This window comes from Mycobacterium sp. PTI7 (genome assembly GCF_056679845.1).
Window position 1 is genome coordinate 2,577,350 of the sequence record NZ_CM155252.1, and the last position, 26,908, is coordinate 2,604,257.

The following is a 26,908-nucleotide window of genomic DNA, read 5'->3' on the forward strand; positions in this document are numbered from 1 at the left end:
CCCGCACGTCAGTCCGCGGACATGGCGTCGCGGAGGGACTTGGGCCGCAGGTCGGTCCAGTTCTCCTCGACGTAGGCGAGGCAGTCGGCGCGGGTGCTCTCGCCGAACACCACCCGCCAGCCCTCGGGGACGTCGGCGAACGTCGGCCACAGGCTGTGCTGCTCCTCGGCGTTCACCAGCACGACGAACGCGCCGTCCTCGTCATCGAACGGATTGGTGCTCATCGAGCCTCCTCGTCGAGTGGTCGTTCAGGTCCGCGCCGAGCACGCGGTCCGACATCAGCCCCAGGCAGCTGAGGTTCGGGAAGCCCGGACCCTGGGTCAGGCCGGACAGCCCGGGCAGGAACAGCTTCGGGGACACGTGGCTGAGCGCGAGGTCGTAGCCGATCGACTCCTGCAGCGACTCGCTCGTCAGCGCGCGGCCCAGGCCCAGCTCCAGCAGGTCCAGCGCGTCCTGGGTGAACAGCGGCAGGAACCACATGGCGTCGGCGCCGGACCCGTCGATCACCAGGTCGAAGCCGTGCACGGTCTCGACGGCCTCACCGGCGGTGTTGGTGCTCAGCGTCAACCGGATCCGGCCGTCGCGCGCCACGGCGTGGGCGACCCGGCCGCGCAGGTGCCGGATGCGGTCGTCGGCGAGCAACGCGTCCTGCACACGCGCCGAGAACACGCCGCGATCGGTGCGGGCCAACGCATCCCGTCGCTCGGCCAGCGTCAGACCGACCCAGCCCGTCGGGTCGGAGAACAGCGTGTTCTCGAAGAAGCTCTCACCGCGGGTGAAGAGCGTGACCGACGGCGAGATCACCGTGATCGTCGACACCCGGTGCCGGAACAGCTCGTTGAGCATCGACGCGGACGTCTCGCCGCCGCCGATGACGGCCACCCGCTCGGCGGCGATGCGGTCGTTCTGCGCCGCGTGATGCCAGAACTGCGCGATGGACATGACCCGCGGATTGCCGGGCAGCACCGAGCGTTCCGCCTGCCCGGGGCCGGTCATCATGACGCCGTCGGCCTGGACCGTGGTGTCGGCGGTCCGCAGCTCCCACCGGTCGTCGGCGATCGAGATGCTCTCCACTTCGCCGTGCACGACGGACATGCCGACGTCCTGGGCGACCCAGCGCAGGTACTGGCTCCACCGGCGGTGCGTCGGTGCGGGCCGGCCGCGGTCGATCCACTCGGCGAACTGCCCGGTCGACACCAGGTAGGCCTGCCAGCTGTGCCGCGTCATCCGCTCGTCGAGTTCGGCGTTGCGGCGCGGCACCAGCGACGAGCGGTACGGGAAGCCGACGTCCTTCTCCGGGCCGGTCCCGAGCCGGTGGTTGCCGTCGGTCCACCCGCCGCCCGCCTGCCAGTTGGCCGCGACGCCGGAGCGTTCGATCGCGACGACGTCGGGCGCGTCGACGCCCATGGCGCGCAGCTCGGCCGCCTTGGCCGCGACCGCGACCGCCTTGGCACCCGCCCCGACGACGGCCAGGGTCCCGGTCGACGAACTCATGCGATCACCTCTCTCAGCGCGTCCAGCCACATCGCCTGCAGGGTGGCGACGTCGTCGGCGGACAGGATGTCGGGCAGGGTCCGCCACTGCGAACCGAGCACGGGCCGGCCCTCCCGTTCCAGGACGGCTGCCATCACGACGAGTTCGTGACGGACCGCGAGGTTCGGTTCGGGCGACCGCGACGCCTCGGCGAGCAGCGTGCGGTCGGACTGCAGGGCGTTGGCCGCCGCGTCCTGGTGGAAGCGTCCCAGGTAGTTCACCAGCACCTGCGGATCACGATGCGCCGCAAGCCGTTCGGCGGTGTCGGCCCGCAGGTAGCGCAGCAGGCCGTAGTCGATGCCGTCCCCGGGGATGGCGTCGAGCAGGTCCCGGACGCCCGCGGCGTCGTCGGCGTCGATGCGCATCGGGTAGATGGCGCTGAGCAGGCCGACGGTGTCACCGGTGTCGACGTCCACGGCGTCGCCTCCGGCACCGGCCGCCACGACGGCGTCGGCACGGCCCAGCGTCTCGAGCGCCAGCAGCGGCGGCGGCGTCTCCTGGCCGCGGTGTCGCCGCCACGCGGTGACCATCCTGGCGGTGGCGGCGATCAGCGCGTCGGTCACCGGCACCGGGCCGTCGAGCACGCGTCGGGTGAGGTCCGCATCGGCGAGCGCGAGGGTGACGACGACGTCGGCCACCCGGTCGGTCTCCGGGTCGACCCGGCGGGTGCCGAGGTCGGGATCCACGCCGTCGACCTGGCCCGACCAGAAGTCGCACGTCTCCAGCTTGAGGGCGCGTTCGGCCAGCAGTCGAGACCACGCCCGTAGCGACGTGTGCTCCCGGGCCGGCGTCGGCGGACGACCGCGCGACACCGCGTACCAGGCGGTTTCGAGTTCGCCGAGCACGATCCGCCAGGAGGCGGGGTCGACGGCCAGCACGTGCGGCGTCAGCAGCAGCACGCCGGCCCCGTCGGCGGGCCGCAGCCACACGGCGTCCAGCATCACCCCGCGGCTGGAGTCGAGCCGCTCGACCGCCTGCCGGGTCTGCTCGGTCGCCGCCGCGGCCATGTCGCCCTCGACGACGACCTCTCGCAGGACGTCGCCGGCGGGATGGGGCACCAGCGTCATGGTGTCCACGTCGAGTCGGCTCCGCAGCACCGCGTGCCCGTCGACGACGCTGCGCAGCATCGCGTCGAGGTGATCGCGCGTGACGCCGTCGGGCAATCGGATCGCCTCGGACTGCGCGAGCCGCCGGGCGTCACCGTGGGCCAGCAGCCAGTGCCCGTTGGGCAGCAACGGGATCGGCTCGTCGTCGTCCTCCGCCGCGCGTTCGGCGGCACCGGTGTCGGCGTCCATCGCGGCGGCGAGTTCGCGGACCGTCGAGCAGTCCAGCATCAGTCGCGCCCGCAGCGTCAGGCCACGCCGTCGCACCGTCTGCACCACCGACAGCGCGACGATGCTGTCGAGTCCTAGGTCGAGGAAGTCGGCCGTGACGTCGACGTCCTTGGCGTCGAGCACCTCCGCGAGCACCTCGGCGAGCACGACCTCCGTCGGGGTCGCCGGGCCTTCGACGGGCTCGGATCGGCGGTCGGCGTCGAGTGCGGCGAGCGCGCGGTCGTCGACCTTTCCGTTGACGTTGAGCGGGATCTCGGGCACGACGACGATGTGGTGCGGCACCAGGTATCTCGGCAGCGTGGCCGTCAGCATCCGGCGGAGGTCCGCCACGTCGGCGGCGGTCGCCACGTACGCGGTCAGACGCGGGCCGCTGCGGTGCCGCCGCACGGCGACGTGGGCACCCCGGACGCCGGGATGGCGGTGCAGCGCCGCCGCGACCTCGCCGGGCTCGACCCGGAATCCGCGGATCTTGACCTGGGCGTCGCTGCGCCCGAGGAACTCGATGGCACCGGATGCGTTGCGGCGCACCACGTCGCCCGTGCGGTACATGCGTGCACCGGGGACGAAGGGGTCGGCGACGAACCGGCCCGCCGTCTCGCCGGGCCGGCCGAGGTAGCCACGGGTCAGCTGGCCGCCGGTCAGGTACAGCTCCCCCGCGACGCCGTCGGGCACCGGTCGCAGCCACGAGTCGAGCACGTAGGCCGTCGTCGAGTCGGTGGGCCGCCCGATGCACGGCGACCCGTGGTCGGCGATGGCGGCCACGACGGCCTCGACCGTCGTCTCGGTGGGCCCGTAGCAGTTGTGGGCGGACATGCCCGTCCGGGCGCACTCCGCCTGTATCCCCTGCCACGCCGCGGTGTCGATGGCCTCGCCGCCGAGCGCGAGCACGGCGAGCGGCACCGTCGACAGCAGACCCGCCGACCTCAGCTGGGTGAACATCGACGGCGTGGTGTCGATCATGTCGATGCCGTGGCGGTCGATATCCTCGACGAGCGATTCGGCGTCGCGCTGCACGGCGTCGCCGACGATGTGCACGCAGTGCCCGTCGAGCAGCGCGACCAGCGGTTGCCACGCCGCGTCGAAGGTGAAGGACCAGGCGTGCGCGATGCGCAGCGGCCGGCCGATGCGTTGCGCTCCGGGGTGCAGGACGTTGCGGACGTGGTCGGTGCCGTAGGCCAGCAGCGCCTGGTGGGTTCCGATGACGCCCTTGGGCTTTCCGGTGGTGCCGGAGGTGAAGACGACGTAGGCGCCCTGCCCGTCGGCGACGTCCGCTGGACGGTACCCGGGGTCAGTCTCACCGACCGCGGCGAGCGCTTCCTCGTCGACGGTGATCGTCGCGCCGGTCTGCGCGACGATCTCGTCGATGCGATCGGCCGGCATCGACGGGTCCAGCGGCACGATGAGCCCGCCGGCCTTGAGCACGGCGAGCATCGCGACGACGTAGTCGGGGCCGCGGCGCAGCACGATCGGGACGGGTGTCTCGGCCCGCACGCCGCGCCCGACGAGGTGGGCGGCGAGGCGGTCGGCGGCGGTGTCGAGAGCGCGGTAGTCGAGCGTGCCGCCGTCCCAGCTGAGTGCGGTCGCCTGCGGGAGGCGTGCGGCAACGGCCTCGAACGCAGTGTGGACGCCACCGGCGTGGCGCTCGGCGTCCCGCGGTGCGGTGGAGCGCTTCTCGTCGTCGAGCGTGACGGTCACCTCGCGCAGCGGCCGGTCCCATGACGCCAGCAGGCGTTGCACGACCACGAGCACGCGGCGGCCGAGGTGCTCGGCGTCCAACGCGCCCAGCGCGCCGGGGAGCGTCTCGACCAGGACGGTCAACCGGCCGTGCGTCGGGTGGGCGGCGATCGTCACCGGGAAGTGCGACAGGCTCTCCAAGGCCGACGGCGTCAACACCGCTCCGTCGAGCGGGAATTCGTCGCTGCCGACGAGGCCGCCCGGTGGGAAGTTCTCGTACACCAGCAGGGTGTCGAACAGTTCGCCGATGCCGGCCAGTGCGCGGATGTCGGTGTGGCTGAGGAAGCTGTGGTCGCGCAGGTCGGCGGCCTCGCGTTGCAGCGCCAGGCATTGACGCCCGACGGTGACCGACGGGTCCAGCCGCACCCGCAGCGGCACCGTGTTGATGAACAGGCCGACCATGGTCTCGACGCCGGACAGGTCGTCGGGCCGTCCGGACACGGTGACGCCGTACACCACGTCGGTCCGATCGGTGAACGTGGCCAGCAGTGCGGCCCAGGCCATCTGGAACAGCGTGTTGACGGTGACGCCGCGGGCGCGGCTCGCCTCGAGGACGTCGGCGGTGGCCCGCTCGTCGAGGGCCACCTCGGTCCGCTCCGGCAGGCCGGGCGTGGTCTCGCGTCCCGACAGCGCGGGCGAGAGCAGCGTGGGTCCGTCGAGACCGTCGAGGTGCGTCCGCCACCGCGTCCGACTGACCTCGGGCTCGCGGCAGGCGAGCCAGCCGATGTAGTCCCGGTAGGGCCGGGGCGCCGCGGGCAGCGCGCCGAGGTCGCCGCGGGCGCAATACAGCGCGATCAGCTCACCGACGAACACCGGCAGCGACCACCCGTCGATGACGATGTGGTGGGCGACGACCACCAGACGCCAACGGGCGTCGGGCTTCTCGATGAGCAGGAACCGGATGACCGGTCCGCGACCGAGGTCGAAGGAGCGCAGCCGCTCGTCGGCCTCGAGGGCGACGGCCTCGGCCTCGGTGGCGCGGACGTGACGCCAGGGCAGGTCGACCGCCGTGGGCACGACGGCCACGGGCCTGCTGAGGGTGCCCTGGAAGAAGCTCGACCGCAGGTTGGGATGGCGCACCAGCATCTTCTCGGCGCACGTTCGGAACAGCTCGACGTCGAGGTCGCCGGTGACGTCGGCCGCCATCGCGATGACGTACGGGTCCGCGCCGTCCTCGTGGTCGGTCAGTCCGGCCAGCGAGTAGAGCCCCTGCTGCAGGGGGCTCAGCGCCAGGACGTCGTCGACGCCGGGGGGTGCGCTCACGGCCGACGTCCCGGGTCCGGGGCGGCGCCCCAGCCCGCGGTGAGTGCCGCGAGTTCGTCGGGCGACAGTCCGGAGGCGGCCATCGGCGCGTGATGGGTGTCGACGGCACCCGGCGCGTCCACGCCGCCCCGCGCGTCCACCGCCGCGGCGAGTTCGGCCAGTTCGGGATGCTCGAAGACCATGCGCGCGGTGAGCGGCACGCCGGCGTCACGCGATCGCGCCGCCAGCTGGACGGCGAGGATGCTGTCGCCGCCGAGGGTGAAGAAGTCGTCGTGGCGTCCGACGCCGGGCACCCCGAGCACCTCGACCAGCATGGCCGCCAGCGCGCGTTCGGTGTCGGTGCGCGCCGGCTCGGTCGACGGGACGACGGTGAACACCGGCCGCCGCAGCGCATCCCGGTTCACGTCGTCGACGACGGTCAGCGACGGCGGCCGCAGGTCCTCGGGCAGGGCGCCGAGCACGGCATCGACGAACGCCTCCCGTTCCGCTGCCCCCGGAATGGGCCGCACCGGTACGACGTACGCGGCGAGCTGGGTTCCGACCCGGCCCGGCCAGGCGCGGGTGGCCGCGGCGGCGACGCCGTCGACCGCCTCGAGCGCGGCCTGCACCCGATGGTCCCCGGCGTCGACGACGTCCAGCCTGCCGTCCTCGGTCCACCGCGCCCGGTCCCCCGTCCGGTAGAGGTGCGCGCCGTCGGTGAACGGGCTCGGCACGAAGCGGACCCGACCGACGGCGTCGGCGGACGCGGCGTACCCGTCGACCGCACCGCCGCCGTAGTACACGTCGCCGATCACCCCGGCGCCGGTCGGTTCGAGCCACTCGTCGAGCACGTAGACGCGGTCGGCGCCCTCGGTCTGCGGCAGACCGGCCGGCGGCACGGCGCGACGGCTCCACTCGTCGACGACGAGCCGTCGCTCGGCGGGGTCGACGACGACGAGGTCGCGCAGCGTCTGATGCGCGTCGTCGGCGAATGCATCGACGATGCGCCGGAGCCAGCCGACGAGCCGTTCGGCGGTGGCGCGCTCGTACAGTTCGGTCCGGTAGATGACGGTGCCCTCGTACCCCGCGCCGGCGGTTGCGAAGAAGTTCAGCGACAGATCGGCGTGCGCCACGTCGAACGTGGGTTCCAGTGCAGTGAAACGGGTCTCGCCGTCGGGCCCGCTGTCGATCACCTGGTCGGCGGGCAGTTCCTCGCGGACGTGGACGACGACCCCGAACAGCGGGTTGCGGGACAGCGACCGCACGGGGCTCACGGCGTCGACCACGCGGTCGAACGGCAGATCCTGATGCGCGTAGGCGGCGAGCGCCATCTCGCGGGACCGGCGCAGCACCTCGCGCAGCGACGGGTTGCCCGACAGGTCGTTGCGGAGCACCACGATGTTGATGAAGAAGCCGATCAACTGCTCGAGCTGCGGCTCGGTCCGGCCCGCCACCGGTGTGCCGAGCGGGATGTCGACGCCCTCGCCCGCCGCGTGCAGCGCCACCGCGACGGCGGCCTGCAGCAGCATGAACTCGGTCACCCCGAGTTCGCGGGTCAGTTCGATCAGCTTCGCGCGCGTCGGCCCGTCGATGGTGAAGCCGAGGGCGTCACCGCCGCCGGTCGGCACGGGCGGGCGCGGGAAGTCCGGCCGCAACCCGTTCTCCTCCGGGAGTCCCGCCAGCTGCCGCCTCCAGTACTCGCGCTGCGCGACGACGGCATCGCCCTCGTCGGCCAGGAGCCGGGTCTGCCACGCGGCGAAGTCGGCGTACTGGATGGGCAGCGCCGGGAGTTCGGCCGGCTCACCCGCCCGCCGGGCCCGGTAGGCGGTGAGCACGTCGGTGAAGAGCACGCCCGCCGACCAGTGGTCGGCGGCGATGTGGTGCACCACGATCGACAGCACGTGATGATCGGGCGTCGACAGCACCGCGGCGCGGATGGGCCGGTCGGTCTCGAGGTCGAAGCAGTACTTGCGCTCGGCGTCGAGTTCGCGCCGCAGCCACTCGTCGTCCGCGCCGCGCGCCCGGCGCACCGTCAGCGGCTCGACGGGATCGATCACCTGGTAGGGCGCGCCGTCGATCTCGCAGTAGGTGGTGCGCAGGATCTCGTGCCGCGCGACGACGTCGTTGATGGCCTCGACGAGCGCGTCGGCGTCGCTCGGACCGGTGACGCGTGCGGCGAACGGAATGTTGTTGACGGGGTTCGGGCCGTCGATGCGGAACTGGAACCACTGCCGCAGCTGGGCGGCCGACATCTGCAGCGGGCCGTCGTGCGGGATCGCCTCGATCGGCGGCCGTCCGGTGCCGCCGCCCGCGGCGGCGAGTTCGTCGACGCGGACGGCCAGCGCCGCCACCGTCGCGAGTTCGAACACGTCCTGCACACCGACGTCGACGCCGAACTCCGCACGCACGGCCGCAACGAGTTTGGTGGCGAGCAGTGAGTGCCCGCCGAGTTCGAAGAACGAGTCGTCGGCACCCACCTCGTCGCGGTCGAGCAGGGTGCCGAACAGCTGCGCCAGCGCGCGCTCGGTGTCGGTGTCGGGCTCCCGGTAGACCGTCCCGGACTGGATGTCCGGCTCCGGCAGCGCGCGGCGGTCGATCTTGCCGTTGGCGGTGATCGGGATCTCGTCGATCGCCACGTAGGCGGCGGGGACCATGTACTCGGGCAGCGCCGCGGCGACGCGCGCCCGGATGCGGTCGATCTCGACGTCGTCGGCCCCGCCGGTGGGCGTCACGTAGGCGACCAGGCTCCTGCCGAGACCCGGGAGGTCGCTGACCACGACGACGGCCTGGCCGACGGAGGGGTCCACGGAGATGGCGGCGGCCACCTCGCCGAGTTCGATGCGGAATCCGCGCACCTTCACCTGTTCGTCGGCGCGGCCGACGAATTCGACGTCGCCGTCGGCGTTTCGGCGGGCGAGGTCACCGGAGCGGTACATCCGGCCGCCGGGGTTGAACGGGTCGGCCACGAACCGTTCGGCGGTCAACCCGAACCGGTCGTGATAGCCGTGCGCGACGTGCGTTCCGCCGATGTAGATCTCGCCGATCACGTCGACCGGCACCGGTGCGAGTGCATCGTCGAGCAAGTAGATGCGGGTGTTGATCTTCGGCGTGCCGATCGGCACGATGCGGGTGCCCTGCTTGCCCTCGACCTTGTAGCGGGTGCAGTTGAGCACCGTCTCGGTGGGGCCGTAGAAGTTGTGCAGCAGCGAGTCGAACGTGGCGTGGAACTTGTCGGCGATCTCGCCGGGTAGCGCCTCGCCGCCGATCGGGACGCGCCGGAGTGTGCGCCACTCGCTGACGCCGGGCAGCGACAGGAACAGCCCGAGCAGCGACGGGACGAAGTGCATCGACGTGATGCCCTCGGTGCGCAGCAGTTCGGTGAGGTAGCCGATGTCGCTCAGGCCGCCCGGCTTCGGGATCACCAGGCGCGCACCGGCGGCGAGCATGCCGAAGATCTCGCCGATCGACACGTCGAAGCTCTGCGAGGCGACCTGCAGCAGCCGGTCGTCCGAGGACACCTCGTAGTCGGGGCCGAACCAGGCGAAGTACTCGGCGATCGGCCGGTGCGGCACCGGCACGCCCTTCGGCAGACCCGTCGACCCCGACGTGTAGATCAGGTAGGCGGTGTTGTCCGGCAGCAGCGGCCGCACGCGGTCGGCGTCGGTCGGGTCGGTCGACGGGACGTCGTCGAGTCCGGTGACCGGCGCGTCGACGACCAGCCGCGGGTCGGAGTCGGTGAGGATGTGGGTCAGCCGGTCCTCGGGGTAGGTGGGGTCGACCGGCAGGTAGACGGCGCCGGCCTTGGCGATGCCGAGTGCGGTGATCACCAGTTCCGGCGACTTCTCCAGGAGCACGGCGACGCGGTCCTCGGTGCCGATGCCCTGACCGATGAGCCAGTGCGCCAACCGGTTCGCGGACTCGTTGATCTCGCGGTAGGTGTAGTGGCGGCCCTCGTACACGACGGCGACGGCGTCCGGGGTGCGCGCGGCCTGCTCGGTGACGAGTGCGCCGAGGGTGGTGGCGGGCGTCTCGAAGCGCTCGCCGGTCGCCACGTCGCGCAGCCACTGCGCGTCCTCGGCCGGGAAGAGGTTCAGCCGCGACAGCGGCACGCCGGGACGGGCGAGCGCGTCGTCGAGCAGCACCGCGAAGTGGCTCAGCATCTGGTGGGCGAGACGCGCGTCGATGATCTCGGTGAGGTGCTCGGCCTCGACCGTCGCGCCGGTCTGGTCCAGTTCGATCATGAATCCCAGTGGGAGCTGGGTGGTGTGGCCGCGGAGTTCGGCGCGCGTACTGCGGACGCCCTCGGGGCTGAAGCCGCCGCCGTCGGGCTCGCGGAAGCCGAAGCTGACCCGGGTCATCCGCTCGGCACCGTGCCGGCGGTCGGGATTGAGTTCCCGGACGACGCGGTCGAGGTTGACCCGCTGGTGGGCGAACGCGCCGAGTGCGGTGTCGCGGACGGTCTCGACGAAGTCGCGGAACGCGAGCGTCGCGGTGGGCCGCAACCGCATGGCGACGGTGTTGCCGTAGTAGCCGATGGCGTCGTCGGTGTCGCGGTTGAGCACCGGCGACGCGACCAGGAAGTCGTCGGTGTGGGTGTACCGGTGGATCAGTGCGCCGAACGCGGCGAGCAGCACCATGTAGGGCGTCGCGCCGGTGTCGCGCGCGAGCGCCGCCACCGCGTCGACCGTCTCGGCCGGGAGCCGGACGGTGCTGCGCCGACTCCGGAAGCCGGTGGGCACCGCCGACCCGGTGGGACCCGGAAGTTCCAGCGGCTCGGGCGGATCGGCCATCACGGCCCGCCAGTACTCGAGGTCCGCGGCCATGGTGTCGGCGGACGCCGCCTGCCGGCGCGGTGTCGGAGCGAGCGGCAGTCCGTCGTAGGCGCGGGTGAGGTCACCGAAGAACACGCCCCACGACCCGTCGTCCCAGGCGATGTGGTGGGCGACGAGCAGCATCACGTGCTCGGCCGGCCCGGTGCGGATGAGCGTGATCCGCAGTGGCGAGTCCGTGCCGAGGTCGAACGGCGCGTTGAACTCGCGCTGGGCGAGGACCTCGAGGCGCAGGGTTCGGGCCCGTTCCGACTTGTCGGACAGGTCGTGCATCGCCCACGCGGGCAGCAGGTCGTCGTGCGCGGTGGCCTGCGGGTCACCGTTCTCGTCGGCGGCGTAGGTGGTGCGCAGGACGGGATGGCGCCGCGCGACGGCGGTCAGCGCCTCGTGCAGCCGGTCGGCATCGAGCGCGCCGGTGAGACGGTAGGACAGGCAGATGTTGAGCAGCACGCCACTGGGATCGGCGGCCTGGACGAACCACATCCGGCGCTGGCCGTCGCTGAGTGCCGCCGGGTCGACGTCTGGCGCGTCGGTGGTGCGCGTCGAGAGGCCGCGCTCGGCGAGCCTGCGGCGCATGAGTTCCAGGCGTGAGTCGGCCGCCGCGGCCCGGCCGTCCGTGCGGGTGCCGTCTGCGATGTCAGTCACGTCTCCAGTGCCCTCTTCTCAGGTGTGGTCAGCAGTTCGATGACCTCGGTGGCCGTGGCCCCGCCGAGGATGGTGGCAAGTGGAACGGAGCGCCCCGTGGCCTTCTTGAGCCGCTTGCGCAGGTCGAGCGCGAGCAGCGAGTCGACTCCCAGGTCCAGCAGCGACGCGTCGAGGTCGAGGGCTCCGGTGTCCGCGAGGTCGAGCACGGAGCCGAGCGCGACCCGGACGGTTCCGGTGGCGTCCAGCCCCTCGACGTCCGCCGGTGCGGCCGCGCCGGACGCCGGCACGGTCTCGGAGGTGGTGTCGTGACCGAGGAAGGCGCGCAGGCGATCCGGGTCCGCGGTGAACACCAGCGGGTCGCCGACGTGGTCGCGCAGGCTCTCGTCGACGGCACGATCGGGTGACATCGGCCGCAGTCCGGAGCGTTCGACGCCGGCGACCTCGTCGGCATCGATGATGCCCGCGCCCTCCCACAGCCCCCAGCGGATCGCCGTCACTCGGCGACCTGCCGACCGCAGTTCGGCCGCCAGCACGTCGAGCAGGCGGTTGGCCGCGGAGTAGGCGGCGTGCCCGCGTCCGCCCCACGGCCCGGACACCGACGAGCACGCCAGGATCGGTGCGTCCGGTTCGACGGGCCAGCTGTCGACCAGGGTGCGCAGTCCCGTCACCTTCGCGGCGAACGTGTTCCGGGCTGCGGTCGCGGTCAGTTCGCGATGCGGGGCGATGACGGCGACGCCGGCCGCGTGGATCACCAGTGTGGCTGCCGCGGCATCGATCTCGGCCGCGGCGGCGGCGACGCTGAACGGGTCGGTGAGATCGCAACGCGGCGCGCGGAACTCGGTGCCCCATGCCTCGGTGAGCCGGGACAGCACGGCGGCGTCCGCACCACCGCGGCCGAGCAGCGTGACGCGGCGGGCGCCCCGCTCGGCCAGCGCGCGTGCGTAGTGCAGTCCGACCGCTCCCCCGCCGCCGGTGATCACGACGTCGTCGAGGATGCCCGACGTCCGCGCCCACGGCGAGGCCGCGGTGCCGACGTCGCGCAGTCCCCGGCGGAGAACGATGCCGTCGCGCAGGGCGACCTCGTCGTCGTCGCCGAGCAGCGCGGGCACCGCCGCGTCGAGGTCGGGGTCGCCGGGCGGCAGGTCGAGGTGGGCGAAACGGTGCTCGGGGTACTCGAACCCGACGCTGCGGTGCATCGCGGCGAGGGCGGCGTGCATCGGCGACGGCGTGGGGTCGGTGGGGGTGGCCTGCTCGCCGCCCGTGGTCACCAGCCACACCTCGCAGGTGACCGGCCCGAGGGCGTCGGCGTAGTCGAGCAGGCCGTCGCCGAGGCGACGTGCGACGTCGTCGGCCGCCGCGACCGCGTCGCCGTGGTCGGCCTCGGGTGCGGCCACGACGAGGAGGTCGGCGTCGGCGGCGTCGACGACCTCGGTGGCAGCGGATCGTTCGACGGCGCGGCGCAGCCGGGCGGCGACCGTGCCGGAGCCGAGGACCGCGACTCGCCGCGCGCCCGCCGGCGCGTTGATACCCACCGGCTCCCAGTGCTCGGTGGCGACGGTCAACCCGGGGATCGGTGGGAGCGGTTCGGGTGCCGCCCACAGGTGGTCGGCCCGCATCGGCGCGAAGGGGAAGTCGCGCAGCGGCTGGCCGCTCGGGGCATCGGACCACCGGCGCTCCGGGTCGGCCAGCGCGACCGCGACGAGGTTGGCCGACAGCCGTTCGGCAATGGGTTCGTCACGGCGTCCGGAACCGACCATGGTGATCGTCCCATCGGGTACGTCGAGGTCGTCGAGCACGTCGGCGGTCGCGAACAGCAGTGCCGGGTGGGCGGACATCTCGACGAACGTCCGTGCCCCGTGGGCGACCGCGGCGCCGACGGCGAGGTCGAAGCGGACGGTGGACCGCAGGTTGGCGTACCAGTAGTCGGCGAACGGGGTGCCCGGAGCGACGGGACCGCCGGTCGCCGATCCGATGAACTGCACTGCGGTGTCGGTGAACTCGCCGTGCGGGAGCAGCGCGTCCAGCTCGTCGCGCATGGGGTCGAGCGCGGTGGTGTGCGCCGGGAACCACATCTCGATCTCCTTGGCGAAGGAGCCGCGGCCGGCCACCGTGCGCACGGCCGCCGCGACGGCGTCACCGTCACCGGAGATCGCGACGGAGGACCGCGAGTTGACCACCGAGAGTTCGAGCCAGCCGGGTGTGCCGGCGATGACGTCGCGGGCCTCGTCGGCGGTGACGCCGAGGACGGCGACCCGGTACGGTCCGGTCAGCCGGTCCAGCAGGGTCGCGCGGGCGATCACGACGCCCACCGCGACCGCGAGGGTGAGCGACCCGGCGACGTAGGCGGCGCCGATCTCGCCGAGGCTGTGTCCGACCGTGATGTCGGGGATGACGCCGAGGGACCGCCAGACCCGGGCCAGCGCGACGCCGTGCACGAACTGTGCGCCCTGGATCTGCACCTGGCTGAAGTCGTTGGTGACCGCGGCCGGGTCGGCCAGCAGGTAGTCCAGTGGAGACGCAGCCCCGGCGGCGGCGAACACCGCGGCGCATCGGTCCACCTCGGCGCGGTACTCGGGTAGCCGCTCGTAGGCGTCCCGTCCCATCGCGGGCCACTGACTGCCCTGGCCGGGGAACGTGAACGCGATGCGCGGCGGGTCGGCACCGGCACCGGGCGCGGTCGCCCTGGTCACCAGCGGATGGTCGATCCCCGCGGCGAGCGCGGTGAGCCCGTCGCGCAGTTCGCCCGCGTCGGCGGCGCGCACGACGGCGCGGTGGCGTCGCAGGCGGCGGGTGCGCACCAGGGTCGCGGCGACGTCCTCGACGGCCGGATCGTGCGCGTCGACGTAATCGGCGATGGCGGCGGCGTCACGGCCGACGAGGTCCTCCGCGTGCGCGCTGAGCAGCACCGGGACGCGGCCGTCGGGCAGTGCCCCCGTGGGAGTGCGGACAGCGGACACTAGGCGGCCTGCCCGTCGGACCCGGCGTCGTCGGGCATCGACACCACCACGTGGGCGTTGGTGCCGCTCATGCCGAACGCGGACACCGCGGCGGTGCGGCGGCCGTCGATCGCGGGCCACGGCGTCTGCTTGACGGCCAGCCGCAGACCCTGGGCGTCCCAGTCGATCTCGCGGCTGGCCTCGTCGACGTGCAGGCTTGCCGGTACGGCCGCGTGTCGCGCGGCGAGCAGCACCTTGGCCAGACCGAGACCGCCCGCCGCCGCCTGCGCGTGCCCGACGTTCGACTTGACCGAGCCGAGCAGCGCACCCGTACCCGGGGCCGTCGCACCGTAGGTCTCGGCGAGGGAGCGCAGCTCGGTGCGATCGCCGAGGCGGGTTCCGGTGCCGTGTCCCTCGATCATGCCGACGTCCTCGGGGCGCACGCCGGCGACGTCGATCGCGCGGGCGAACAGCCGCGCCTGCGCGGCCCCGCTGGGGGCGGTCAGTCCGATGGTGCGGCCGTCCTGGTTGACGCAGGAGGCGCGGACCTCGGCGAGGATGCGGCGACCGTCGGACAGCGCGCGGGACCTGCGCTGCAGCACGAACATCGTCGCGCCCTCGGCCCAGACGGTGCCGCTGGCCAGCGCGCTGTAGGGCCGGCAGTGTCCGTCGTCGGACAGCGCGTGCTGCTTGGAGAACTCGACGAAGTAACCGGGCGTGCCCATCACGCAGACACCGCCGGTGAGCGCCATGTCGCAGTCGCCGGACCGGACCGCCTGCACGGCCAGGTGCAGCGCGGTCAGCGCCGACGAGCAGGACGTGTCGACCGTCATGGCCGGGCCCGCGAGGTCCAGGGTGTAGGCGATCCGCCCGGAGATGACGCCCAGCGACGTGCCGGTGATCAGATGCCCGCTGTGACTGGAGAACTCGCTCAGTTCGGGGCCGTACTCCAGGTGGGAGGCGCCCACGTAGCAGCCCACGTCGTGGCCGGCGACGTCGTCGGGGTTGATGCCGCCGTCCTCGAGGGCCCGCCACGCCAGCCGCAGTGCGACCCGCTGCTGCGGGTCCATCGCGACGGCCTCGCGCGGGGAGATGCCGAAGAATGCCGGGTCGAAGGTGCCTGCGTCGGAGAGGAAGCCGCCGAGGTCGTGGATCGGCTTGAAGCCGTCGCGCCGCGAGCCGTCGAGGAGGTCGCGGATCGACCAGCCGCGATCGGTCGGGAAGTGCCCGAGGCCCTCGCGCTGGTCGGCCAGCAGCGACCAGTAGTCGGCCGCGGTGGTGACCCCGCCGGGCGCCTCGACGGCCATCCCCACGATCACCACCGGGTCGGCGGCCGGACCGGGATCAGAGGTCATTGATCAGCTCCGCGACGTCCGCGGCGTGGTCGTTCACGTAGAAGTGCCCACCGTCGAACATCGAGACGGTGAACGCGCCGCGGGTGTGGGTTTCCCAGCGCCGCAGCATGTCCTCGCTGACCCGGTGGTCGCTCTGGCCGCCGAGGGTGTGCACGTCGGCGGCGATGGTCACGTCGGCGTCGCAGGCGTAGCGGTTGAAGGCGGCGTAGTCGGCGCGCACCGCCATCAGCAGCAGCTCGACGAAGTCGTCGTCGTCGAGCAGCCGCGGGTCGGTACCCCCGAGGTCGACCATCTCGGCGAGGATCTCGGACTGGGCCATCGGCAGGTCGGGTCGTGCGGCCACCGTCGACGGCGCCTCGCTGGCAGACACCCACAGCGCGTCCACGGCGACGCCCCGCTGCTCCGCCGCGCGGGCGAACTCGAAGGCGACGACCGCGCCCATGCAGTGCCCGAAGAGCCGCAGCGGACCCAGACCCGACCAGTCGCCCGCGTCGAGGAGGTCGCGCGCCAGGTCGGCGACCGTGGTCGGCGCCGGGTGGCCGAGCCGGTCGCCGCGCTGCGGGTACTGCATGACGTAGGCGTCGGTACCCGCCGTGGCCAGCGCGGTGCCGAGACCGCGGTAGGCCAGTGCGGCACCGCCCGCGTGCGGGAACACCAGAGTCGCCCGCGGCGGTCTCGAATCCGGCTGCGGTTCGGCGGGATACCGCTTGACCCAGCGCTGGAACCCGAGCTGACCGACGTCTGTCATCGGCCCTCTGCTCTTCGCGCAGGCGCTCATCGACGGGAGACCGACGCGCGGTCCAGCTCCGAGTCGACCTCGGCACCGTCCATTGCGGAGATCTCCAGGTACAGCTCGGCCACCTGGTGGAGTCGGTCGCTGCCGGCCTCGCGCTCGGTGAGCCGGTTCGCCAGCGCCTCGACGGTGCGGGTCGCGAACACGTCGGGCACCATCACCGTGGGCGTGTCGAGCCAGTCGCGGATGCGGGCGACGGTGGCCGTCGCCTGCACGGAATCACCTCCGAGCGAGAAGAAGTCGTCGTCCACGCCGATGCCGTCGCGACCGAGCACCTCGCCGACGATCGCGGCGAGTGCCAGTTCCAGCGGCGTCGACGGTGCGCGGTACCGACGTTCGGCGCCGAGGCCCTCCTCGGCGAGGCGGCGCGCGACGGCCCTGCGGTCGATCTTGCCGTTGTGGAAGGGGATGCGGTCGGCGGCGACGAGCAGCTGCGGCACCATGTGCGGGGGCAGCATGCTCCCCACCCGGGCCTTGACGGCCGCGGTGTCGACGGCGGCGGTGTCGATGCGGACCAGCGCACCGAGCGCGTCGCGGCCACCCTCGACCGGGACCACCGCGGCGACCGCCGCGCCGACGCCGGGCACGCGGGCGAGCGCGGCCTCGATCTCGCCGAGTTCGATGCGGTAGCCGCTGATCTTGACGCGGTGGTCGGCGCGGCCGACGAATTCCAGTGTGCCGTCCGGGCGGTACCGGGCGAGGTCGCCGGTGCGGTACCAGGTGCGGCCGTCGTGGACGACGAACTTCTCCGCGGTGAGGTCGGGCCTGCCGCGGTAGCCGCGGGCGATCCCGCGTCCGGCGAACCACAGCTCACCGGGAACCCAGTCGGGGCAGTCCCGGCCCTTCGCGTCGACGACCCGGCACGCGTTGTTGGGGAACGGGACCCCGTAGGGCACCAGGGCTGCGTGCGGTGGCAGCGCGGCGTCGGTGCCGGGGCCGACCTCGAAGATGGTGCCGTGCACGGCGGTCTCCGTCGCGCCGCCCAGCCCGGCGAATCTCGCGCGGGGCGAGCGTTCGCGCAGCGCCCGCACCAGCCCGGGACGCACCAGATCGCCGCCGGTGAGCACCACGCGCAGCGAGGACAGGTCGCCCGGCACCTCGACGAGCATCTCGAGCCAGCCCGGCAGGAAGTTGACCACCGAGACGCGATGCCGGTGGATCAGGCGGGACCAGGCATCGGGGTTCCGGCGCTCGTCCTCGTCGACCACGACGAGCGCCGCACCCACGCGCAGCGTGCCGAAGACGTCGGGCACGGACATGTCGGATTCCAGGTGCGACAGGGCCAGCGCGCGATCGTCGGCGCCGATCTCGAAGTGCCGGTACAGGAATTCGAGGGTGTTCAGCACCGCGTCGTGGGTGAGTTCGACGCCCTTGGGCTCGCCGGTGGATCCGGACGTGAACAGCACGTAGGCCAGGTCGTGGGGTTCGATCGCCGGCCGGGTGAAGTGCTCGGGGTCGCCCACGATCTCGGCGTCGGCGACGGTGAGCGCGGGCACTCCGCAGCCGTCGAGGACGTCGGGCAGCCGGTCCCCGGTGACGAGGGCGAACTCGACGCCGCCGGTCTCGAGGATGCGGGTGGCGCGGTCGTCCGGCTGGTCGATGCCGATCGGCAGGTACGCCGCACCGGCGGTGAGGATCCCGAGCAGCGCGGGGATCTGCTCGGCGTTCTTCGGGCCCATCAGCGCGACCACGTCGCCCCGGTGCACGCCGCGCGACTGCAGGGCGGCGGCGACGGCCAGCGTCTTCTCCCGCAGTTCGCCGTAGGTCAGCGTGCCGCCGTCGGAGATCACGGCGGCCGCGCCCGGGGTGTCCCGGGCGTGCCGGTGGAAGCCGTCGACGAGGGTGTCGCCGCTCGGCGGCGCCGTCGCGGCGTTGACCCGGTCGCGGACCGCCCGGGACTCGGGCGCCAGCGCGGGCGGATCCGGTGCGTCCCAGGCGGCGTCGTCGGCGGCCAGCCTGGCCAGTTCGCCGAGCTGGTAGGCGAACATCGACTCGGGCACTCCCGGCGGGAAGGCGTCGACGCGGACGTCCCAGTTGATCATCAGACCGTCGGCCAACGGCGTCGCCTGCGCGTCGACGAGCACCTGCGGTCCCTGCGAGATGGTCCAGACGGGTTCGCCGAACTGGTCGGTGACGTCGCCGGCGAAGAGGTCGCCCAGGCCGAGCGCGCTGGTGTAGACGATCGTGGCGAGCGCCTGCGTGCCGCGATGGCGGCTGACGTCGCGCAGCACGTCGAGCCCGGAGACCGCGGAGTGCCGCGCGGTGGCGTGCAGCACCTCCTGGACCGCACGGGCGCGCGCATCGGCGGTGTCGCTGTCGCCGAGATCGATGTCGAGCATCAGCGACGAGGTGAAGTCGCCCACCAGCTTGTCGACGTCGGGGTGGTACGGCTCGCGCCCGAACATCGGCAGGTTCAGCAGGAACCGCGAATCGGTCGACCAGTGGGCGAGGGCGTTTGAGTACGTCGCGGCGACGGCCATCGCGGGGGTGATGCCGCGGCGGTGTGCGGCGGCGAACAGCGCGTCGCGGGTGGGGACGTCGAAGACGTGCCAGAGACGGATGCTGCGGAGCGGGTCCTCCTGCTCGTCGAGCGGGATGAGCGGCAGCGCAGGTGGTTCCGGGAGATCGGGGATCCGGTCGGCCCACCACCGGACGTCCTCGTCCGACGGGGGCGGCGTGGTCGCGGTCAGCCTGGCCCGGTACTCGCGGTAGGTGTACCCGAGGGCGGGCAGGTCCGCGCCGCGGTAGAGCGCGGCCAGGTCGGCCATGAAGTTGCGGTAGCTGACGGCGTCGGCGGCCTGCATGTCCATGTCGACGTGCAGCCGGGTGCGGCCGTCGGAACGCAGCGACAGCGAGATCTGCAGGACCTCGCCGTCGAGCAGCTGGTGGGACTTCGCGTCGCGGGTGCGCAGCAGTGCGGCCTCGGCGTCGTCATCGGTCATGTCGCGCAGGTCGAGCACCGTCACGGGCAGTCCGCGGTCACCGATCCGCTGGGTGCCGTCGGGCAGGATCTCCTGGCGCAGCATCGGGTGTCGTTCGGCCAGTTTGGCCGCCGCGGCGCCGAGACGCTCGGGCTCTACTCCCGCACCGTCGAACTCGACGTACAGGTGTGCGGCGACACCGCCGAGTTCCTGTTCGCCGTGCCGGCCCACCCACATGGCGTGCTGGATGGGGGCAAGCGGGAACGGGGCGTCCGGATGCCCGGCGTCGTCGCCGTCCGGCGTCGGTTCGGCGCGCGGCGCACCCGCGTGTTCGGCGACCAGGCCGATCCACGCCTCGACCGTGGGAGTGGCTGCGAGCGCGGCGAATCCGACGTCGATGCCCTGTTTGCGCCACCGCCCCGACAGCGACATCATGCGGATCGAGTCCAGCCCGGAGGCGATGAGGTCGGCACGCGGGTCCAGCGCGTCGGGAGGGATGCCGAGCAGCTCGGCGACCTCGTCGCGCACGGTCTGCGGACTCGTCGCAGCGGCATCCACGGTGGACCCTCCAAAGAATTAGTAAAGGCTGCCCTAACTTTCCGAAGGCTACCCTATTCTCGATGTGCCGAGAACACCTACCCGAAGGGCACGAGGTCACCGATGAGCACCGGTTTTGAGCAGCAGCAACGCGATCTGACGCGGGGTTTCGTGCCGTTTCCGCCAGCCCGGGCAGACGTCTACCGTCGGGCCGGCTACTGGGAGGGCCGGGCGCTCGACACCATCCTCCGGCGAGCCGCAGAGCAGTGGCCGGACAAGGCCGCCGTGATCGACGCGCGCGGTTCGTACACCTTCGGCGAACTGGACGCCCTGGCCGATCGCATCGCCGGCGCCCTCATCGCACGGGGACTGCGCCCGGGCGACCGCGTGCTGCTGCAGCTGCCCAACTCGCGCGAGTTCGCCGTCGCCGCGTTCGCGCTGCTGCGGGCCGGCGTGGTGCCCGTGCTCTGCCTGCCCGGCCACCGCGCCGCCGAGATGGGCCACTTCGCCTCGGTGAGCGGCGCGGTGGGGATGGTGATCCCCGACGTCGTCGCCGGCTTCGACCACCGGGACATGGCGGCTCGGATCGCCGCCGCGAACCCCGACCTGCGCCACGTCCTGGTCCTCGGCGACCCGGGACCGTACGACTCCTGGTCCGCGCTGGCCGAATCGGAGTCGGCCGAACCCCCGGACGTCGTCGTCGACGTGTCCGCGCCCGCGGTCCTGCTCGTCTCCGGCGGGACGACGGGCCTGCCGAAGCTCATCCCCCGCACCCACGACGACTACGTCTACAACGCCACCGCGAGCGCCCAGGCGTGCGGACTGGTCCACGACGACGTCTACCTGGTGGTGCTGCCCGCAGGACACAACTTCCCGTTCGCCTGCCCCGGGCTGCTCGGGTCGATGACCGTCGGCGCCACGACGGTCTTCACCGACGACCCGAGCCCGGAGTCCGCCTTCCCCCTCGTCGAGCGGTACCGGGTGACGGTGACCGCCCTGGTGAACGCGCTCGGCAAGCTGTGGACCCAGGCCTGCGAGTGGGAACCGGTGCTGCCGACGTCGCTGCGGCTGGTGCAGGTGGGTGGCTCACGGCTGTCGCCGGAGGAGGCGCGCTACATCTACGACGGCCTCACCACCGGACTGCAGCAGATCTTCGGCATGGCCGAGGGCATGCTGCAGTTCACCCGACCCGGCGATCCGGTGGAGGTCGTCGCCAACACGCAGGGACGGCCGGTGTCACCGCACGACGAGCTGCGGGTGGTGGACGAGGCCGGGGTCGAGGTGGCACCCGGCGAGGAGGGCGAGCTGCTGGTGCGTGGGCCGTACACGCTGAACGGGTACTACCGCGCCGAGGAGGCCAACGCCCGGTCGTTCAGCCCCGACGGCTTCTACCGGTCGGGCGATCGCGTGCGAATCTTCGCCGACGGTCCGCTGGCGGGCAACGTCGAGGTGGTCGGCCGCATCAAGGACGTCATCCACCGCGGCGGCGAGACCGTGTCGGCGACCGATCTGGAGGACCACCTGCTGACGCATCCGGCGGTGTACGCCGCCGCCGCGGTCGCCCTGCCCGACGACTATCTCGGCGAGAAGATCGGCGCCGCAGTCGTCTTCAGGGGTGCCCCGATCGATCTGGCCGAGCTGAACGCCTTCCTCGACGAGCGCGGAACGTCCACGCATGCGCGGCCCGACGTGCTGGTGCCGATGCCGTCGCTGCCGACCACGGCGGTCGGCAAGGTGGACAAGAAGAAGGTGATCGCGGCGATCTCGGGCCGCTGATCGGCGGATCAGCGCGCCGAGGTCGCCCGTTCGTCGGCGCCGAGCATCTCGACGAGCCGCGCCGTGACCGCGGCGGCGGTCGGGTGCTCCCACAGCAGCGTTGGCGACAGCGCGAGACCGGTCTGCTTCTCCAGCTGGCGGCGCAGCCGCACGGTCATGATCGAGTCCACGCCGAGTTCGACCAGCGGCAGGTCGGGGTCGACGTCTGTCTCGGCGAGGCCGAGCTGTCCGGCGACGGCGCTGAGGACCTGCGCGGCCAGCCACTCCGGGTCGGCCCCGCCGGCGGGAACGCCGGACTCGGCGTCGCGGTCGGCCTCATCGGCCGCGGAGGTCGCGGAGATCACGGTGGGCGCCACGTCGGCCAGGATCGGCACGGTGGCGGCGGCCGGGAGCAGCGGCAGCACGACGACGTTCGGGTCGCCGTCGCGCATCGCGAGGTCGAGTGCCCGCATCGCATCGTCGGCGGCGACGGTGCCCATGCCGAGCGCATCGAGTTGGGCGGCGACGAACTCCGACGCCGAGCCCATCCCGAGGCCGCGCCACGCCGTCCACGCGATCGCCGTGGTCCGGTCGCCCAGACTGCGCCGGTGCCGTGCCATCACGTCGAGGAACGAGTTCGCGCACGCGTACGCGCCCTGTCCGGGGAAGCCGGCCAGGTATCCGCACGACGAGAACAGCACCATCCAGTCCAGCTGCTCCGGCGGGAACACCTCGTGCAGGACGAGCGTGCCGCGCACCTTCGGATGCATGGCGGCGGCGAAGTCGTCCGCCGTCGTGTTCGTCAGCAGCGCACCGGCTTCGACGCCCGCCGCATGCACGACGCCGCGCACCGGCGGCAGGTCGTGCAGCACCGCGCGCAGTGCGTCGGCGGAACAGGCCGCGCCGAGGTCGACCGCGGCGATCGTCACCGACACGCCCCGCTCCTCCAGCGCGGCGACCGCCCGCACGGCCTCCGGCCGGCCCACCTCGGCCCACGACGACCGGGCCGGTAGGCCCGAGCGCGACAGCAGGACCAGGCGGCGGGCGCCCAGGTCGGCGAGCCGTCGGGCCACCAGCAGTCCGAGTACGCCCGTGCCGCCGGTGATCAGGTAGGTGCCGCCGGGAGAGCACTCCATCGGTGCGCCCGAGCCGGGTGCGACGGGCGCGAGCCGCGCCACCCGTGCCACCCCGTCGCGGACGACCACCACGCCGTGCCCGTGCAGCGACGCGACGACCCCGAGTGGAATCCGCCCGTCGGCGACGTCGACGACGCCGCCCCAGAGTTGCGGGTGTTCGGCGGCCGCCACCCGGGCCAGACCCCAGAGCGGCGCGTGCGCCGGAGCGCCCTCGTGCACGCGGGTGGTCAGCACCCACAGGCGCGCGGCGGACCGCAGCTCCTGCAGGCGGCGCAGCGTCCGCACGACGAGGTCGACCGACGCCTCGGGATCGTCGTCCTGACGCGGGAGCACCACGACCACCGCCGACCGACCCAAATCCGTTGCCGCAGTCCAGACGTCGTCGGTCAGTTCGCGAGGATCCTCGACCGCCCGGTAGGGCACCTCGGCCGCCGACAGGTCGCGCACGCTGGCGTCGAGGCCGTCGGCATCGCCACCGACGAGCACCACGCCGCTGGGCCGGTCCTCGGCGCCCCACTCGACCCCGTGCCAGGCCACGTGGTGCAGCATCCGGCCCACGTCGTCGGCGAGGGGTTCCCGTCCCCGGTTCTCGAGTTCCTCGAAGCCCATGCCCGCGATCGACAGCAGCACCGAACCCGCCGCGTCGGTGATCCAGACGTCGGTGGTGGTGGTGCCGGGCCTGCGGCGGACGGTCAGCGTGGCCACCGCGGGTGGGTCGCCGTGGACGTGGACGCGTTCGATCCGCGCGGGCATGCGCAGCCGGGGCGGACCGTCGAAGATCACCGATGCCGCCGAGGTCGCCGCGTCGAGCAGCGACGCCCAGGACGTCGGCACCCCGTCGTCGGCGCCGGCGGCGACGACGGCCAGCAGCTCGTCGTGGCCGCGGCGCAGATCCCGGACGTCCCAGTCGAATCCCATGGCGGCGACCCCGAGCCCGGCCAGCGCGTCGACGACGTGCCGCCGGGGCAGCACCTCGGTGCAGCGCAGCCGCGCCGCGTCGAGATCCCGGGTGGCGGAAAGCAGTTCGTCAATGTCATCGGCGACGGCGGCCGCCGCACTGCTGTGCACCAGCCAACCGCCCTCGCGCCCGGCGTCCTCGACGAGCCGCGAGGACAGGGTCATCTCGCGGTCCTGCAGCACGATCCGAAGGTCGCGGGAGCGGCCGGGAGCGACGGGTGTGCGCAACCGGACGTCGGCGAGGCCCATGCCCTCGCACTCCCCCGGCCGCGACCGTCGGCCACTGCGGGCCGCCGACAGGAACGTGTTGAGAAGGACTGCGGCGGGGACGATCTCGGTGCCCTGCACCGGGTGCGTCCCCGGGTACGGCCGGCTGTCGTAGTCGAGGCGGGTCTGCCACATCGTGGTGGGGACGCCCGCGGTGACGTCGGTGCGGCCGCCGAGCAGCGTGTGGGTCGACGCGTCGTGCACGCCGCTGCCGCCCGGCGGCGGCGTCGGGGTACGCCAGAAGCGGCGGTGCTGCCACTGCGTGCCGGGCAGGTCACCCGCCCACGGATCCGCGGCGTCGATCCCGGGGTCGACCGAGGCGCCGTGGCAGTACAGCCACGCGACGGCGGTCGCCACCGCGCGCACCTCGGGGGCGTCGCGGCGCAGCACCGGCACGGCGGCGTGCTCGTCGATGCCCAGGGACAGCAGGGTCTCGGCGATCGAGTGGGAGACCACCGGGTGGGCGGACACCTCCAGGAACAGTCGGTGGCCGTCCTCGGCCGCCGCCGTCACCGCCTCGGCGAAGCGCACCCGGCCGCGCAGGTTGGTCACCCAGTAGTCAGCGTCCCGCGCGGCCGTCGAGCGCGGATCGGCGAGGGCGGTCGAGTAGAGCGGGACGTCGGCGGCCCGGGACGGCGCCAGGGTCGCGACGTTGCGCGCGAGGTCGCCGGTGAGGGCGTCCATGGCGGGGCTGTGGAACGCGACGTCGGTGTTGACGCGGCGCATCAGGATCCCGGCGTCGGACCACTCGGTGCTGACGGTCTCGACGGCGTCGACGCGACCGGAGATCACCGTCGACTCCGGCGACGCGCTGATGGCCGCGACCACGTCGGTCCGGTCGTTCAGCCGTCGGGCGGCTTCGTCGAACGGCAACCGGACCAGTGCCATGGCGCCCTCGCCCGCCACGGAGCGGAAGCCGCGGGCCCGGAAGCAGGCTACGGCCGCACCCTGGCGCAGCGTGAAGACCCCGGACACCACGCACGCCGCGACCTCGCCGACGGAGTGCCCGATGACCGCCGCGGGCGTCACGCCGCGGTCGCGGAGCACGGCGGCCAGCCCGACCTGCATGGCGAAGATCAGCGCCTGCACCCGGTCGGTGCCGCCGAGGTCGCCCGACTCGAGGGCCACCCGGGCGGAGAAGCCGAGTTCCGCGATGAAGACGTCGTCCACCTCGTCGACGACGCGTGCGAAGACCGGTTCGGCGGCGAGCAGTTCGCGCCCCATGCCCGTCCAGTGCGAGCCGTGCCCGGAGAACACCCAGACGGCGTCCCGGCCGCCGTCGGCGGGCACGGTGCCGGAGACGAGGTTGGTGGCGGCCTCGCCGCGGACGAGCGCATCGAGGCCCGCGACCAGCTGGTGCGGGTGCTCGGCGACCACCGCGGCCCGGAACCGCTCGTGGCCGCGCCGGGTCCAGGCGGTCGTGGCAACGTGGTCGACGGCGACGTCGACGACGCGCAGGTGGTCGGCCAGCGCCTCGGCCTGGCCGGCCAGCCGGGTCGCCGACCGCGCCGACACCGGGACCACCCGCGGTCCGTCGGAGGCCCGGTGCCGCGGGGCCGCGGCCGGCGCCTCCTCCAGCAGGACGTGGGCGATGGTGCCGCCGTAGCCGTAGCTGCACACCGCGGCGCGCCGCGGGGTCTGCGAGCGGGCCCAGGGTTCGACCTCGGTGGGCACGCGCAGTCCGCTGCCGGCCCAGTCCACGGCCGGGGTCAGCCGGGTCAGGCCCGCGGTCGGCGGGATGGCCTCGTGGTGCAGGGCGAGAACGGTCTTGATGAGCCCGATCACGCCTGCCCCGCCCTCGAGGTGGCCGACGTTGGGCTTCACGGAGCCGATCCGGCAGCGGTCGCCGTCCGCGCGGCCCGCGCCGTAGACCTCGGCGAGTGCACCGACCTCGGTGGGATCGCCCGTCGGCGTACCGGTCCCGTGCGCCTCGACGAACCCGATGCCGGCCGGGTCGATGCCCGACGCGGCGCAGGCCCGCCGGAACATGTCGGCCTGGGCGTCGCCGTTGGGCGACATGATCCCTACGGTCCGGCCGTCCTGGGCGATGGCGCCACCGCGGACGACGGCCAGCACGCGGTCGCCGTCGCGTTCGGCGTCGGCCAGCCGCTTGAGCACCACGACGCCCGCCCCCTCGCCGCGGCCGTAGCCGTCGGCCGCGGCGTCGAACGTCTTGCACCGGCCGTCGCGGGCGGTGGCGCCGGCCTCGTCCAGCACGCGGACCAGCCCCGGACCGATCAGCGCGCTGACGCCGCCCGCGAGGGCCAGCGACGTCTCGCCGGCGCGCAGCATCTGGCAGGCCTGGTGGACCGCGACCAGCGACGCCGCGCAGGCCGCGTCCAGGGCGACGCTCGGCCCGCGCAGGTCGAGCAGGTGCGACACGCGATTGGCGATGCCGCACAACGACGTTCCGATGCCCGTCCAGGCCTCGATGCCGGTCAGGTCCTCCATGATCAACTTGCCGTAGTCGTCGGAGTTCACGCCCATCAGCACGGCGGTGTCGCTGCCGGCGAGCGTCTTCGGCGACACCCCGGCGTGCTCGAGCGCCTCCCAGCTCACCTCGAGGGCGAGCCGCTGCTGCGGGTCCATCAGTTCCGCCTCGCGGGGCGAGACGCCGAAGAACTCGGCGTCGAAGCCGGGCAGGTCGTCGAGGAAGGTACCCCGGCGGGTGGTCTCGCGGAGTACCGCGGCATTGCGCGGATCGCGGTGCAGGTAGGGCTCCCAGCGCTCCTCGGGCACCTCGCGGACGTCGCTGCGACCCTCGAGCAGGAACGACCAGAACTCGGCGGGGGTCCCGACGTTGCCGGCGACGCGACAGCCGAGGCCGATCACGGCGATCGGCGTCGGCAGTGCGCCGTCGCCCGAACGCTGGTTAGCCTTGCCTAAGTTCATGCGACGATCTTGTCACGAGGGCACCGCCGAGGGGTGCACTAC

Annotated in this window: 10 protein-coding genes; 1 reads left to right on the forward strand and 9 read right to left on the reverse strand. The window is 73.1% G+C overall.

The features are described 5' to 3' along the window. Positions 1 to 8 precede the first annotated feature (8 nt). The 8 genes from AC1MEY_RS12430 to AC1MEY_RS12465 are packed head-to-tail and all read right to left on the reverse strand — an operon-like array spanning position 9 to position 19,880. Positions 9 to 224, reverse strand: a complete 216-nt coding sequence (locus tag AC1MEY_RS12430) for an MbtH family protein (protein WP_480230914.1) — start codon at positions 222 to 224, stop codon at positions 9 to 11. Continuing rightward, complete coding sequence (mbtG, locus tag AC1MEY_RS12435; protein WP_480230915.1) at positions 202 to 1,494, reverse strand: NADPH-dependent L-lysine N(6)-monooxygenase MbtG; 1,293 nt, start codon at positions 1,492 to 1,494, stop codon at positions 202 to 204. The genes AC1MEY_RS12430 and mbtG overlap by 23 nt, the downstream gene beginning before the upstream one ends. Continuing rightward, the gene (locus AC1MEY_RS12440; protein WP_480230916.1) at positions 1,491 to 5,864 is read right to left on the reverse strand and encodes an amino acid adenylation domain-containing protein; all 4,374 of its coding nucleotides are present in this window, start codon (positions 5,862 to 5,864) and stop codon (positions 1,491 to 1,493) included. The genes mbtG and AC1MEY_RS12440 overlap by 4 nt, the downstream gene beginning before the upstream one ends. Further along, on the reverse strand, positions 5,861 to 11,317 hold the full coding sequence (locus AC1MEY_RS12445) for an amino acid adenylation domain-containing protein (RefSeq protein WP_480230917.1): 5,457 nt from the start codon (positions 11,315 to 11,317) through the stop codon (positions 5,861 to 5,863). Before AC1MEY_RS12445 ends, AC1MEY_RS12440 begins: the two co-directional genes overlap by 4 nt. Beyond that, positions 11,314 to 14,274: a mycobactin polyketide synthase MbtD gene (gene mbtD, locus AC1MEY_RS12450; protein ID WP_480230918.1), complete on the reverse strand. Its 2,961-nt coding sequence runs from the start codon at positions 14,272 to 14,274 to the stop codon at positions 11,314 to 11,316. Before mbtD ends, AC1MEY_RS12445 begins: the two co-directional genes overlap by 4 nt. Further along, entirely contained in the window at positions 14,274 to 15,608 is a 1,335-nt protein-coding gene (locus AC1MEY_RS12455; RefSeq protein ID WP_480230919.1) for a beta-ketoacyl [acyl carrier protein] synthase domain-containing protein, read from the reverse strand. The genes mbtD and AC1MEY_RS12455 overlap by 1 nt, the downstream gene beginning before the upstream one ends. After that, entirely contained in the window at positions 15,598 to 16,356 is a 759-nt protein-coding gene (locus AC1MEY_RS12460; protein ID WP_480230920.1) for a thioesterase II family protein, read from the reverse strand. Before AC1MEY_RS12460 ends, AC1MEY_RS12455 begins: the two co-directional genes overlap by 11 nt. Before the next feature lie 26 nt (positions 16,357 to 16,382). Further along, positions 16,383 to 19,880 carry a non-ribosomal peptide synthetase gene (locus tag AC1MEY_RS12465; RefSeq protein ID WP_480230921.1) on the reverse strand — a complete coding sequence of 1,166 codons (3,498 nt, stop codon included), beginning with the start codon at positions 19,878 to 19,880 and terminating at the stop codon, positions 16,383 to 16,385. Between the two features lie 102 nt (positions 19,881 to 19,982). On the opposite strand from AC1MEY_RS12465, the gene AC1MEY_RS12470 reads away from it, so the two are divergent. After that, positions 19,983 to 21,635, forward strand: a complete 1,653-nt coding sequence (locus AC1MEY_RS12470; RefSeq protein ID WP_480230922.1) for a (2,3-dihydroxybenzoyl)adenylate synthase — start codon at positions 19,983 to 19,985, stop codon at positions 21,633 to 21,635. Positions 21,636 to 21,643: 8 nt separating this feature from the next. Here AC1MEY_RS12470 and AC1MEY_RS12475 read toward each other — a convergent pair whose 3' ends face one another. Next, positions 21,644 to 26,866: a type I polyketide synthase gene (locus AC1MEY_RS12475; RefSeq protein WP_480230923.1), complete on the reverse strand. Its 5,223-nt coding sequence runs from the start codon at positions 26,864 to 26,866 to the stop codon at positions 21,644 to 21,646. Positions 26,867 to 26,908 lie beyond the last annotated feature (42 nt).